At 64.2% G+C, this 12,077-nt stretch carries 15 protein-coding genes; 11 read left to right on the plus strand and 4 right to left on the minus strand.

Going from position 1 to position 12,077, the window contains the following annotated elements; translation table 11 throughout:
- Positions 1 to 23 precede the first annotated feature (23 nt).
- On the plus strand, positions 24 to 665 hold the full coding sequence (locus tag ACERK3_14345; protein ID MFA9479465.1) for a hypothetical protein: 642 nt from the start codon (positions 24 to 26) through the stop codon (positions 663 to 665).
- A 27-nt stretch (positions 666 to 692) separates the two neighbouring features.
- Positions 693 to 1,526 (plus strand): SDR family NAD(P)-dependent oxidoreductase, encoded by an 834-nt coding sequence (locus tag ACERK3_14350; GenBank protein ID MFA9479466.1) that lies wholly within the window; start codon positions 693 to 695, stop codon positions 1,524 to 1,526.
- 5 nt (positions 1,527 to 1,531) lie between these two features.
- On the opposite strand, the gene pyrE is transcribed toward ACERK3_14350, so the two are convergent.
- Positions 1,532 to 2,056: an orotate phosphoribosyltransferase gene (pyrE, locus tag ACERK3_14355; protein ID MFA9479467.1), complete on the minus strand. Its 525-nt coding sequence runs from the start codon at positions 2,054 to 2,056 to the stop codon at positions 1,532 to 1,534.
- Between the two features lie 36 nt (positions 2,057 to 2,092).
- Between pyrE and ACERK3_14360 the strand changes: the two genes are divergently transcribed.
- Positions 2,093 to 2,917 carry an SDR family NAD(P)-dependent oxidoreductase gene (locus ACERK3_14360; protein ID MFA9479468.1) on the plus strand — a complete coding sequence of 275 codons (825 nt, stop codon included), beginning with the start codon at positions 2,093 to 2,095 and terminating at the stop codon, positions 2,915 to 2,917.
- Positions 2,918 to 2,933: 16 nt separating this feature from the next.
- Here the strand turns inward: ACERK3_14360 and ACERK3_14365 are convergent, their stop codons facing one another.
- The gene (locus ACERK3_14365; GenBank protein MFA9479469.1) at positions 2,934 to 3,515 is read right to left on the minus strand and encodes an NfeD family protein; all 582 of its coding nucleotides are present in this window, start codon (positions 3,513 to 3,515) and stop codon (positions 2,934 to 2,936) included.
- A 163-nt stretch (positions 3,516 to 3,678) separates the two neighbouring features.
- On the opposite strand from ACERK3_14365, the gene ACERK3_14370 reads away from it, so the two are divergent.
- Positions 3,679 to 5,016 carry a GspE/PulE family protein gene (locus ACERK3_14370; protein MFA9479470.1) on the plus strand — a complete coding sequence of 446 codons (1,338 nt, stop codon included), beginning with the start codon at positions 3,679 to 3,681 and terminating at the stop codon, positions 5,014 to 5,016.
- Between the two features lie 40 nt (positions 5,017 to 5,056).
- Here the strand turns inward: ACERK3_14370 and ACERK3_14375 are convergent, their stop codons facing one another.
- Positions 5,057 to 6,058 carry an AAA family ATPase gene (locus ACERK3_14375; protein ID MFA9479471.1) on the minus strand — a complete coding sequence of 334 codons (1,002 nt, stop codon included), beginning with the start codon at positions 6,056 to 6,058 and terminating at the stop codon, positions 5,057 to 5,059.
- Between the two features lie 72 nt (positions 6,059 to 6,130).
- Between ACERK3_14375 and ACERK3_14380 the strand changes: the two genes are divergently transcribed.
- Positions 6,131 to 7,138, plus strand: a complete 1,008-nt coding sequence (locus ACERK3_14380) for an alpha/beta hydrolase family protein (protein ID MFA9479472.1) — start codon at positions 6,131 to 6,133, stop codon at positions 7,136 to 7,138.
- 29 nt (positions 7,139 to 7,167) lie between these two features.
- Here the strand turns inward: ACERK3_14380 and ACERK3_14385 are convergent, their stop codons facing one another.
- Entirely contained in the window at positions 7,168 to 7,785 is a 618-nt protein-coding gene (locus ACERK3_14385; GenBank protein ID MFA9479473.1) for a superoxide dismutase family protein, read from the minus strand.
- Positions 7,786 to 8,024: 239 nt separating this feature from the next.
- Between ACERK3_14385 and ACERK3_14390 the strand changes: the two genes are divergently transcribed.
- From ACERK3_14390 to ACERK3_14415, 6 genes are all read left to right on the plus strand, one after another.
- Complete coding sequence (locus ACERK3_14390) at positions 8,025 to 9,611, plus strand: sodium-dependent transporter (GenBank protein MFA9479474.1); 1,587 nt, start codon at positions 8,025 to 8,027, stop codon at positions 9,609 to 9,611.
- The gene (locus ACERK3_14395; GenBank protein ID MFA9479475.1) at positions 9,608 to 9,763 is read left to right on the plus strand and encodes a hypothetical protein; all 156 of its coding nucleotides are present in this window, start codon (positions 9,608 to 9,610) and stop codon (positions 9,761 to 9,763) included. Before ACERK3_14390 ends, ACERK3_14395 begins: the two co-directional genes overlap by 4 nt.
- A gap of 50 nt (positions 9,764 to 9,813) precedes the next feature.
- Positions 9,814 to 9,978 carry a hypothetical protein gene (locus tag ACERK3_14400; protein MFA9479476.1) on the plus strand — a complete coding sequence of 55 codons (165 nt, stop codon included), beginning with the start codon at positions 9,814 to 9,816 and terminating at the stop codon, positions 9,976 to 9,978.
- A gap of 242 nt (positions 9,979 to 10,220) precedes the next feature.
- A complete protein-coding gene (locus tag ACERK3_14405) occupies positions 10,221 to 10,559 on the plus strand; it encodes a hypothetical protein (protein ID MFA9479477.1) in 339 nt (112 codons plus the stop codon).
- A 66-nt stretch (positions 10,560 to 10,625) separates the two neighbouring features.
- The gene (locus tag ACERK3_14410) at positions 10,626 to 11,531 is read left to right on the plus strand and encodes a helix-turn-helix domain-containing protein (GenBank protein MFA9479478.1); all 906 of its coding nucleotides are present in this window, start codon (positions 10,626 to 10,628) and stop codon (positions 11,529 to 11,531) included.
- Between the two features lie 179 nt (positions 11,532 to 11,710).
- Positions 11,711 to 12,037, plus strand: coding sequence for a Rieske (2Fe-2S) protein (locus ACERK3_14415; GenBank protein MFA9479479.1), 327 nt, complete (start codon positions 11,711 to 11,713; stop codon positions 12,035 to 12,037).
- Positions 12,038 to 12,077 lie beyond the last annotated feature (40 nt).

Here is a 12,077-nt window from a genome sequence, read left to right on the forward strand (position 1 = left end):
GGGGCGTGGGGCAGGAGGTCTGGATGTTTGTCGGCTGGCATGGCAGTGAGCGGATTGGACGGCTGGCGAAGCGCGGGCTGCTGGCGTTTTTGCTGGTGGTGTTGCTGTTGGTTTGGCCGGCGGGTTGTGCGACGACGGTCGTGCCGCCGCGTGATCCGGGCGATCCGGTGACGGTGTATCTGCTGGATCATGGGCATACGCCGAGCTTGATCGTGCCGACGCCGGAGGGGGAGCTCGCGCGCTATGCATTCGGGGATATGCGTTACTACGGGCGTGGTGAGCGTAACGTGTTTACGGGGGCGCTGGCGATGCTCGTGCCCACGGCGGGCGGGTTGGGTCGCGGTGTGTTTGAAGACCCGTCCAGCCCGGAGGCGGTGGTGGCGAGCTTGCCGGTGCACGTGGACCGTTTTTATCCGATCGTGGTGGAACGCGACGCGGCGTTTCGGCTGTACACGCAGCTCGAAGCGCAGTTCGAAGAGGCGAGCGATACGCTGGTGAGCAATCCGCTGGTCGGGCTTGATTTCGTGAACGCCGGGCAGGGGTATACGTGGTTTTACAATTCGAATCATGCGGTGGCGGACTGGCTTCGCGAGTTGGACTGCGATGTGATCGGGCTGGCGTATGTGTCGCGTTGGGAGATCAAGCCAGCGGAGCAGTCGCGGTGATTGGCGGGGCGACGTAAGCTAGGCGGCATGAGCAGCGACATAGCCAGCGATACAAGCAAACAGGCACCACTGGCCATCGTCACCGGGGCGACAGGGGGCATCGGCGCGTGCGTGGCGAGGCGGCTGTCGGGGCGCGGTTATCGCGTGGCGCTGCTGGGGCGGAACATGGCGCGGTTGGCGGAACTGGAGGGCGAGCTGGCGACGGGGCCGGGGTGTGTGAGTCTTGCGGTTGACTTGAGTCAGCGCGAGGCCCGCGCGGACGCGTTGGCGGGACTGCTGAGCGAGCATGGGCCGGCCGAGGTGCTGGTGAACAACGCGGGGTACAACACATATCAGCGGTTTGCGGAGATGTCTGCCGAGGCGTACGCGGACATTACGGAGGTGAACTACAACGCGGCGGTGGAGCTGACGCGGATGGTGCTGCCGACGATGTTGGAGCGGCGGCGGGGGTGGGTGGTGAATGTTGCGTCGGTGTCGACGCGGATGGGGCCCTGGGGCCATTCAGGTTATGCGGCGGCGAAGTCGGCGTTGATTGCGATGACGCAAAGCCTCGCGGCGGAGCATGCGGGCAGCGGTGTGCACTTTACGTATGTGAGTCCGGGGATTGTGGACACGGGCTATTACAGCGGGCCGACGATGGGGGGGCTGTGGCGATCGGTGCGAAAGCATGCGATATCGCCGGACCGCGTGGCGATTGGGATCGAGCGGTTGCTCGATCGGCCACGGCTGGCGTTGTCCGTGCCAGCGCATTATCGCGTGCTGGACTGGATCGTCGCGCTGAGCCCGGCGTTGGGGCATCGGCTGGTGGCGTCGCAGAGTCGGCCGAACGGCAAAGCGGCGCCTGCGCGGGGCGACGGTTAACGGGTTTATTCGTTGATGCCAAGCGAGGCCTTGGTGAAGAGGCTGGCGAAGGCGTAGCCGGCGGCCTCGATGTTTTCGCGTGCGCCCTCTTCGCGGTCGATGACGGCGACGATCTTGACGATTTTCGCGCCGGCGGCTTCGAGGACCTTGGCGGCTTCGAGGACCTGGCCGCCGGTGGTGGCGACGTCTTCGACGATGAGGATGCGGTCGCCTTGCTCGAGTTTGCCTTCGAGTTGCTTGGCGGTGCCGTAGTCTTTCTTCTGGTTGCGAATGAGGACGGTGGGCTTGCCGGTGGCGATGGCGGTGGCGGTGACGAGCGGGATGCCGCCGAGTTCCGCGCCGGCGAGGCGGTCGACGTTGTCATCGACGTGTTCGGCGAACTTTCGGCCGAGCGATTGCAGAATGTCCGGCTGCGTTTCGAAGAGGTACTTGTCGAGGTAGTAGTTGCTCTTGCGGCCGCTGCGGAGAGTGAACTCGCCGCGCAGCAGGGCCGTGTCGCAGATCCGCTGGATGAGTTGGTCGTCGTTCATGGCCAGCAGTATAGGAAATCGCGGTACACTGCGGGCATGGCAAGGGAACTGGCTGGAAAAGTGATATTCATCACGGGCGCGAGCAGCGGCATTGGCGCGGCGACGGCGCGGCTGTGCATCGCGGCGGGGATGAATGTGGCGTTGTTCGCTCGGCGTGAGGCGAAGCTGCGCGAGCTGGCGGGCGAGCTGGACGCGACGGGTGAGCGTGTGCTGGTGGTGGCGGGCAGCGTTGAGCGTGATGAAGACATCGCCGAGGCGCTGGAGCAGACGGTGCAGCGGTTCGGTCGGCTGGATGCGGTGTTTGCCAACGCCGGCTACGGGCTTTGCATGTCTGTCATGGGCATGACCGACGAGCAGCATCATGGCATTTTCGAAACGAACTACTTCGGCACGGTGCGTACGCTTCGCGCGGCGGTGCCGCTGCTTCGGCAGACGGCGGACGGGTTGAAGCATGTGCTGGTGTGCAGCTCGGCGGCGAGCGAGATCAGCCTGCCGCTGTACGGCGCGTATGCGGCGACGAAAGCGGCGCAGGACTCGATCGCGGGCGCGCTGCGGGCTGAGTTGAGCGGCGAAGGTTTTTCGGTGACGACGGTGCACCCGGTGGGGACGAAGACGGAGTTTTTCAGTACGGCCGGTCGGCTGTCGAATCGGAAGATCGAGGACGACACGCCGAACACGCCGGCGATGTTTGCGCAGACGGCGGAGCAGGTGGCGCGGCCGATCGTGCGGGCGTTGCGTCGTCCGCGGCCGGAGGTGTGGCCGATGATGCCGGTGCGTTTCGGGCTGGCGATGGCGACGGCGTTTCCGCGGCTGGCGGCGTGGGCGATGCGTCGGCAGTATCGGGAAAACGTCGATGGGTGATGGGTGTTTGGCGGGATCAGTTGTCGGTGCGGCGGACTTTTACGTGCATGCCGTCGATGGCGACGATGTGGACTTGTGAGCCGGAGGCGATCGTGCCGGCGGCGGCGAGGCATTCTTCGCGCTTGCCGTCGAACACGCATGTGCCGACGGGTCGCAGGTCGGTGACGGCTCGGCCTTTCGCACCGACGACGAGGCCGTTGACGTCTCGCGCGGCGGGGTGGGGCGGCAGGGACGTGCCGTCGTCGTCGGTCTGCTCGGCGTCATCGTCGGATTTGAGTGAGAGCGCCCGGCCGATGGGCGTGTTGGGCCATATCTTGATGGCGAAGCCGATGGCGAACGGCAGCGCGAGCATGGCGAAGGTGGCCCCGATCAGGCCCAGCACGGCGGAGTCGAGGAAGAGGCAGATGATGCCGCCGACGAGTGCGACCGCCGAGGCGATACCGATGAGGCCGCCGGAGGGCACGAAGATTTCGATGAAAAACAGGCCGATGGCGATGGTGATCAGCACGATGCCCCAGACGACGAAGTTGGTTTCGTCGGCAGGCTGCGGCTGCTGTTGGCCGGCCTGGGCGAGTGTGAGCAGGGTGATGGTGAGCATGTCGCAACATTATTGCCTGCTCTTGTCGTCCGTGCCAGTTTCGGGCGTAAATCGGTCTCGGTTGTGGAACGGATGTTGGCGGCAGGCTCGGCTGAATCGCGGCAAATGAGTCTCTACATTTCGGGAGGTCCCTGTTACACTTGTGGGCGGGAGGACCGCGTCCATGAGTAGTTCTGTATTTGGATCAAGAGGTCAACCGACGCCACCGAATCTTGCTCGGCAATTCACAGCCAGGCTCCAGTCGCGAAATTTTGATTCGGACCCCGCTGGCAATATGGAGGCGCTGTCGGACGCGTTGCTCAACGACGCTTGTCGCGAGCGCGTTTCCGACGTTCACCTCATGCCGGCGGGCGACATGATGCGTATCCGCTTCCGCGTTGACGGGGACCTGATCGACGCGGCGCAGGTTTCGCAGGCGATGGGCGAACGCGTGATCAATCACTTTCGCGCGATCGGCGACATCGACACCAGTCACCTGTTCCGCCCGGTGGAGAGTCGGCTTACGTACATGCTCGACAATGAAGAGCTGGACCTTCGCCTGGCGGTGACGCCTTGCATGGGCGGCGAGGCGATGGTCATTCGCGTGCTGCATCCGGAAACCGTGCAGCAGAACATCGACAGCCTCGGCCTGATCGACAGCGACCTACAGCGTGTCAGCGACTGGCTCGACACCGCGTCGGGCATGCTGCTGGTCTCCGGACCGACCGGCAGCGGCAAGACCACGACCGTCTACGCGCTGCTGCACGAGCTCAAGCAGCTTCGCCGAAGTATTTACACGATCGAAGAGCCTGTCGAGTATCAGATCCCCGGCATCTGTCAGATTGAGGTCGACGTCGACCACGGGTTGGATTTCGCCACCGGCCTGCGATCGCTGTTGCGGATGGATTCGGATTTTCTCATGGTCGGCGAGGTGCGTGACCATCGCACGGCCGACGCCGCGCTCGACGCCGCAGTGCGCGGCCGAACGCTGATGAGCACCATCCACAGCCGCGATGTCAGCGGCGTGATCACCACGCTGCGCAACTGGGACATCCAGAACCACGAGATCGCCGCGGCGGTTACGCTCGTCATCGCCCAGCGACTCGTGCGCAAGCTCTGCCCGGAATGTCGTAAAGAGAAACGCCCGACGGAAGAGCAACTGCGCTGGCTGCGATCCGCTGGCGTGGAAAACGTACGCGGTGTGTTTCACAAGGGCGGCTGCGATCATTGTCATGGCCTGGGCCACCTCGGCCGAACCGGCATTTTTGAAGTCTGGCAGGTTGACGAGGACGATTACGAAGCCGTGCTCGCCGGCAAGGACGAACGCGCGATTCAGCGCGACCTGCTCGATCGCGGCCATCGCACGATGCTTCGCGATGGGCTGGAAAAAGCGGAGATGGGCATCATCAGCCTTGACGAGCTTCGGCGTGTGCCCGACCTGCTGCCACACCGTCGGCCGGGCTCGATGGACATCGCCGCGGAGGCGACCGAACCGGTCGGCTCATCGCAAGCCGACGAGTGAGTTGTCACGGATCACTTAAGTGTCAGTCATCAGTCTGCGATTAGAAATCAGCCTCCGCCACCACCGTGTCGATGATCTGTTTGACATCGACGCCCTCGCCCGCGGCGGCGTAGTTCAGCAGCACGCGATGACGCAGCACGTGCATCGCCACCGCTTTGACATGAGCGGTGCTCGGCGTGGGCTCGCCTGCCATGGCGGCGGCCGCCTTCGCCGCGTGCACCAGCGCCTGGCCGGCGCGCGGCCCCGCCCCCCAGCCGACGTACTGTCGCACGGTCGCCGAGGCGTCGGCGTCGCCCGGCCGTGTCGCCCGCGCCAGTGACACCGCCACGTCGACCACATGCTCGCTGACCGGCATCCGCCAGACCAGCGACGCGTCACGCACCAGTTGCTCGGCCGACATCACCGGCTGAATCGACTCGCTTGCGATGCGCGGCGACTCGGCGACGATCCGCTTCTCCGCTGCCTTTGTCGGGTAGTCCATCCACAGGCTGAACAGAAATCGATCGAGCTGCGCTTCAGGCAGCGGATATGTGCCCTCCTGCTCGATGGGGTTTTGCGTGGCGACCACGACGAACGGCTCGTCGAGCGGGCGCGTCTGACCCGCGGCGGTGACCTGATGCTCCGCCATCGCCTCCAGCAACGCGGCCTGCGTCCGTGGCGGCGTGCGGTTGATTTCGTCGGCCAGCAGTAGTTGGGCGAACAACGGGCCGGGCATGAAACGTAGCCGACGCTCGCCCGTGGCCGGGTCTTCCTGAATCAGCTCTGTGCCGATGATGTCCGACGGCATGAGGTCGGGCGTGAACTGGATGCGTTTGAAGGCGAGGTCGACCGCCGCGGCGAGCGTGCGGACGAGCAGTGTCTTGGCCAGCCCCGGCACGCCGACGACAAGCACGTGGCTTTGGCAAAGCAGTGCGGTGAGCAGCGTGTCGATGGCTTCGTCCTGGCCGACGATGACGCGTTGGAGCTGTGAGCGCAGCTCGGCCCAGCGTTCGCCGATGCCGTCGAAGGCGGCCAGTTCGTCGCGCGTGAGGTCGTCGGACATGCACACGAGGATACCACGACAAGGCGGCCCGTCCCGCTTCGCGGCTGACCGGCTGTCGCGTATGATGACGGCATGATGCTACTGCTTACGCTGCGGCGGGTGCTCGTGTCCGGTTGTGCTTTGCTGCTGTGCAGCTCGTTGGCGACGGCGGACACGTACACCGCCCGCGATACGCTCGGGCCCTTGCACGACGACCGCGCCGCGGCAGCGCGGTTGCTCGAGCGGGTGTATTGGGAGGCGACGTCGTTCGAACTGACCGTGGGGCCGTCCGAGTTGGCGGACGAGGGTGATGCGGTCGTGCGGTATCCCTCGCCGCTGCCGAGCGGCAATTCGCGGATGGACACGGTGGCGATGCTGTGGTTCAAAGCACGCGACGCGTCGGGCGAGTTGCTGGACGAGCCGGCGCCGGCGGTGGTGCTGATTCACAGCATGCACGGCCGACTGCTGTTCAGTAAGACGATCGCCCGCGCCTTTTCGCGGCAAGGTCTGCACGCGTTCATCATGCAGATGCCCGGCTATGGCGAGCGGTCCGAGCCGGGCATGTCGGGCGTGGTGGCTGTGTTTGAGAACGCGAGCCAGGCGGCGGCCGACGCGCGTCGGGCGCGTGATGCCGTGGCGGTGCTGCCGCAGGTGGCTGACGGTCCGATTGCCTTGCAGGCGACGAGCCTCGGCGGGTTCATCGCGAGCGTGGCCGCATCGCTTGATGACGCGTTCAACCCGGTGATGCTCGCGCTGACTGGCGGCAATGGCTGGGACGTTCTGCACAAGGGCGACCGCGATGCCCTCGCCGCCCGCCGCCGACTGGCGGAGTATGGCTACACCGGCGACACGCTGCGCGAACGGCTGGATCTCATGGAACCACTGCACGTGGCTCATCGCCTGGACCCCGACCGAACGTGGCTTTACTCCGGCCGACATGACACGGTCATTCCGCCCGCGAACGCCGACGCGCTTGCGGAGGCGATCGGCCTGGACGAATCGCATCACCGCCGACTGAACGCCGACCACTACTCCGCCATTTTGCAACTGCCCGTTCTCATTCAGGAGATGGTGCAGTTGGTACGCAATGCCGACCGGTGAGGCGGGGGCGCGTCACACGCATTGCGTTTTCACTCGCCATCGAGTTGAGCTACGCCGATGACGCCGCAGCCGATGCGCGGGCCTGCGTCGCCGAGCGGCTGGCTGCCGTCGTCTTCATCGCGGTGGACGATCACGGCCCGGCCGACGATGGGGTTGTGCGTGCCTGCGAGTGAGATGTTTTCCACGATGAGTTCAAACTCGGCGACGCCGTCGTCGTCAGCTTCGAGGTTGCCGAAGTCGCCGGCGTGCAGGTGGGCTTCTTCGTCGTTGGGGATGCCGTGGGGGTGGCCTTCGGGGTTGTAGTGTCCGCCGGCGCTGGTGGCGTCGTCTGCGGAGCAGTCGCCGAATTCGTGCACGTGGAAGCCGTGCTTCTGGTTGGGTTCGAGGCCTTCGATGCGGGCGGTGACGGTGACGCGGCCGCGGTGGTCCTGCTTGAAGCGGACGGTTCCGCTGGCGTCGCCTTCGGACGTGCCGTGCACGACGGCGACGAGTTCGTTGACGCCGACGAACGGCGGCATGGGTTCGTGGGAGTTGTTGTTGTGGTGGTGGCCGTGATTGTCCGCGGTGGCGACGATCGCCGCGCCGCCGCAGCTGATGAGAATGGCGGCGGCGGTGATGATGCTGAGCGTGGAGATGGTCTGTGTCATGGTGGGGCGTCCTTTTTTCGGGGTCGTCTCGTATCAGGCAATGAAACAATCTTGCCTTGTCATGGTTGATCTTCTGTCGCGAGTGGGGGTGGGTCAAGTATCGGTCGCGGTTGATGAGCGTGAGGGAAGCCTCTCGGCCGACTGGATGATGCCTTGGCGAGCGGGGGTGCATTCGCTAACCTTGGCGATCATTGTCTGTTGAGATGATCGAAAATGAACGCGGCTTATAGGGGCTGACCATGGCGAACGGGCCGGGCTCGAGCGAAAACTGGGGCACGCGTGCCGGGGTGATCCTGGCGGTGACGGGCAGCGCGGTGGGGCTGGGTAACTTTCTGCGGTTCCCCGGCCTCGCGGCGGAGTGGGGCGGGGCGTTCATGATCCCCTATGTGCTGGCGTTCCTGCTGCTGGGCTTGCCGGTGGTGTGGGTGGAGTGGTCGGCCGGTCGGTGGGGCGGCCGACAGGGGTACAACTCGATCATCGGCATCTTTTTCGCGATGAGCAAAAGCCGACTCGCGCCGTACCTGGGCACGATCGGGATGCTGATTCCGGTGATGATCTACATGTTCTACGTGTACGTCGCGTCGTGGTGCCTGGGCTACGCGTGGATGTATGCGACCGGGCAGATGCGCGGCGTGGACAATTATGCGACTTTCGCGCTGGACTACATCGGCTACACGCAGGACAACGGCTGGGTGTTTATGAACCCGTTCGAGTCACCGTTGATTTTCCTGGTGATCACGTTCGTGCTGAACTTTATTTTGATCTATCGGGGGGTCACGCGCGGGATTGAGTTGTTCTGTAAATATGCGATGCCCGTGCTCGCGGTGATCGCGTTGATCATGCTCGGGCGGGTGTTGACGCTCAGCCCGCCGGAGGACGCACCGGAGCGGACCGTGCTCGCCGGGCTGGGGTACATGTGGAACCCGGACTTCGCGGCGCTCGCGAACCCGATGATCTGGTTGCAGGCGGCGGGGCAGGTGTTCTTCTCGCTGTCGATCGGCTTTGCCATCATCATCACCTACGCCAGCTACATGCGCAAAGATGACGACGTGGCGTTGTCGGGCCTGACAGCGGCGTCGGGCAACGGGTTTACGGAGGTCGTTCTGGCGGGGTTGACCATCATCCCCGTGGGCTTCATGTTCATGGGCGATGCGATCAGCGAACGCTTGGGCAGCTCGTTTCAGCTTGGGTTCATGGCGCTGCCGAATGTGTTTGACCAGATGCCGGGCGGGCAGTTCTTCGGCTTCCTGTTCTTCTTCCTGTTGTTCCTCGCGGCGGTGACGAGCACGCTGTCGATGCTTCAGCCGCCGATCGCGTTTCTGGAGGAAGGGCTCGGTGTCGGGCGGAAGGCGGCGGTGACGTTGCTTGGCTTTGTCACCGTGATCGGCTGCGGTTTCGTGGTTTACTTCATGAGCGGCGCGGTCGCGATGGATACGATTGAATTCTGGGCGGTGGACATGGCGATTCCGCTGCTGGCGTTGGTGATTCTGTTGATGTACGGCTGGGTGCTGGGTGTTGATAAGGGGTTCGATGAGCTTCGTCGGGGCGCGGAGATTCCCGTGCCCGGGTTTGTGATGGTGTTGATCAAGTACGTTTCGCCGACGTTCCTGGTCGCCATCTTCGCAGGGCTTGTCTATACCAGCCTGCTGGCGGACCGGCCGGCGGATGCAGACCCGACGCCCTTCGAGGTGCTGGTGGACAACCCGGTGGCGCAGCTTTCATTCGGGCTGATCCTGGCGGTGTTGGTCTTGTTCGTCCTGCTGACGGGGCAGGCAGTGGCGCGATGGCGGAAACGTGAGCTTGCACAGACGGAGGTGTCGCCATGACTGCTGAAGGCTGGATCATGATGCTGGTGTCGGTCGGCGGGATGTGCGCGTTTCTGGGCTGGTGCGTCTACAAGGTTGTGGCCACGCCCGGCTCGACGGAGCACCTGCATAGTCAGGCGGATATCGATCCCGGTGACCGTGAGAAAGATTGAGGCGGTATTCGCGATGCGGTGCTGCGTTGTCCGCGCGGCGCGATTGAAGGTTGAAACAGGCGCAACTCGGCCTGAAGCGCTGCGTGCAGCGCGGCGCGGTCTGGCGGGCGATCGGCGCGTGGGGGGCGCGGTGCGTCGAGGCGGTGGATGGTTTCCAGCAGCAATCGTTCGAGGGTGGGCACGTCGGCGCGGTTCAGCAGCAGGCGAAAGCTTGACGGCAGGTGCTGGTCGGGCGGCGGGGCGTGCCAGCAACTGGGGTTGAGGGCGAGCAGTCGGCGAAGCAACTGCAGATCGCGATCGTTGGATTCCGGCATGGCATGGCCCCCCCGGGTGCTCACAGCCCGACATTTCGGCCAAGATTGGCTGATGTGGGTAAATAGGTATTGCTAACAATCATATCACAATTAAAATACGATGACAGGTCTGACGCAAGCATTTTTCCCGTCGGGGGGTCGGTATGGATCGGAAAAAGCCGCTGAATCTGACGGTGCCCGCTGAACTGGCTGAGCGTTTTGAGCGCGTGTGCAAAGACTTCGGCCACGGCAAGCAGAAGGGCGTCGTGCTCAGTGCGGCCATTCTGATGTACCTCGGGGCCGACCCGAAGCAGCAGGGCGATGTACTGCGTCAGGTGATCCGCCAGGACATTGCTGAAGGTGTGGACCGCATGACGGAACGTGCCCGGGCCGTTGAGAAGTCGCGGTCGAAAGGTGACGGCAAGGGCGACGGCTCAGCCGAGCCGAGCGATCGCGCTTCGCGACGAAAGCCGCCGACGAATCGGAAGAAGCGTGGCAAGTAGGGTGCACGTTGATCGAGCGCAGCGACCGCCACGGCCAGGCGTGCGCTCGGCCGGTACACTGTCGGCGTGAGCAAGCAGCGGTCCGAGCAATCCGCGAATCGCCAGCCACGTTGGAACGTGGACGTTGCCGACCGGCTCGCGGCGCAATGTTTTTTCATCCAGCGATTGGAGCGGCGGACGGGCACGTCATTTCACCGTCAGCCAGGCATTGAGATACACCTTACCGACGAGGGTCGCGGTCGGCTGCATGTCGCCGGCCAGGCGATCGATCACGCGGCCCGGCATGTGATGATCTTCCCCGGCGAGGCGGCGCACGAACTGCACGCCGACCCGGAAACGGCGTATCGACGTACTGTGATCTGCTTCGACCATACGCGCCTCGCATCGGTCGGACGAGAGGCGGGCGTGCCGCTGCTGGATGTGCGGTGGCTCGACACGCAGCCGGTGCATCACCTTCGCCTGGGGCTGTCGGCGTACACGGAACTGGCCTCGCTTTGTGAGCAGATGGACAACGAAGCGCTGCTCACGCGAACCGGCTGGCAGGCGATGGGGCTGGCGCTGTTGACGCAGATCATGGCCCGGCTGCAACGATGGGCGGCGGCGCAGGCGACGCTGGGCGTTCATGTCGGCCCGGAAGATGGGTCCGATCTTGTGCAGCTTGGCTGCGCTTATGTTCAGGAACATCTCGACGAAGACCTTTCGCTCGAACGCGTGGCGGGCGTGCTTGGTGTCAGCTCGGCGCACCTGACACGATCGTTTCGGCTGCATGTGGGCGTGCCGTTTCATCAGTATGTGCTTGCGCAGCGCGTGCGCGAGGCGTGCCGGTTGATGTACGAACGGCCGAACGTATCGTTGACGCGCATCGCGATGCAACTGGGCTTTGGCAGTTCGTCGAGCTTCAGCCGAACGTTTCGGCGGATCACCGGCCAGAGCCCCACGGCGTATCGGCAGCAGGGGCGTCGAGGGGTTTGAGTGGCTTGCCTGAGGTCAAAATTCGTCAAGTCGGATCGTCACGATTCGGCAAGCAGATATGGCGCGCCCGCTTAGCATGGTTCGGGTGTGGACAATGCATCACCTTGCCAGGAGACATTGACGATGCTGATTGACGTTGACGTGCATCATACGACGCCTTCGAAAGAGCAGTGGCGAAGGTGGACGAACTGCAGCCGGGGCAGTCGAAGGTGGTTGATGTGGCGGGGAAGTCGGTGGGGGTGTTTCACGAAGGTGGGACGTATCACGCGGTGCTGAACTTTTGTCCGCATGCCGGTGCGCCGATCTGCCTCGGTCGCGTGCGCGGTGCGGTGGTGGTGGATGACGAGGGGCGAACGGGCTACGACCACGAACGGCGGGTGTTGCGGTGTCCGTGGCATCACTGGGAGTTTGATCTGGCGACGGGCAAGCCGTTGACTGCGATTCGAGAAAAGTTGAAGACGTACCCGGTGCGCGTGGAAGGTGATGAGATTCAGGTTGATATCTGATTGTGTTGGTTCGTCGATTTTCACGGGCCCGCGTGGGCGC

It is taken from the genome of Phycisphaerales bacterium AB-hyl4, from assembly GCA_041821185.1.
GTDB classification, from domain to species: Bacteria; Planctomycetota; Phycisphaerae; order Phycisphaerales; family Phycisphaeraceae; genus Natronomicrosphaera; species Natronomicrosphaera hydrolytica.

Coding starts and splice junctions, on each gene's coding strand:
- ACERK3_14390 (MFA9479474.1), top strand. CDS start 8,025: ATGGCGAACGGGCCGGGCTCGAGCGAAAACTGGGGCACGCGTGCCGGG.
- ACERK3_14385 (MFA9479473.1), bottom strand. CDS start 7,785: ATGACACAGACCATCTCCACGCTCAGCATCATCACCGCCGCCGCCATT.
- ACERK3_14350 (MFA9479466.1), top strand. CDS start 693: ATGAGCAGCGACATAGCCAGCGATACAAGCAAACAGGCACCACTGGCC.
- ACERK3_14405 (MFA9479477.1), top strand. CDS start 10,221: ATGGATCGGAAAAAGCCGCTGAATCTGACGGTGCCCGCTGAACTGGCT.
- ACERK3_14345 (MFA9479465.1), top strand. CDS start 24: ATGTTTGTCGGCTGGCATGGCAGTGAGCGGATTGGACGGCTGGCGAAG.
- pyrE (MFA9479467.1), bottom strand. CDS start 2,056: ATGAACGACGACCAACTCATCCAGCGGATCTGCGACACGGCCCTGCTG.
- ACERK3_14395 (MFA9479475.1), top strand. CDS start 9,608: ATGACTGCTGAAGGCTGGATCATGATGCTGGTGTCGGTCGGCGGGATG.
- ACERK3_14360 (MFA9479468.1), top strand. CDS start 2,093: ATGGCAAGGGAACTGGCTGGAAAAGTGATATTCATCACGGGCGCGAGC.
- ACERK3_14380 (MFA9479472.1), top strand. CDS start 6,131: ATGATGCTACTGCTTACGCTGCGGCGGGTGCTCGTGTCCGGTTGTGCT.
- ACERK3_14375 (MFA9479471.1), bottom strand. CDS start 6,058: ATGTCCGACGACCTCACGCGCGACGAACTGGCCGCCTTCGACGGCATC.
- ACERK3_14370 (MFA9479470.1), top strand. CDS start 3,679: ATGAGTAGTTCTGTATTTGGATCAAGAGGTCAACCGACGCCACCGAAT.
- ACERK3_14365 (MFA9479469.1), bottom strand. CDS start 3,515: ATGCTCACCATCACCCTGCTCACACTCGCCCAGGCCGGCCAACAGCAG.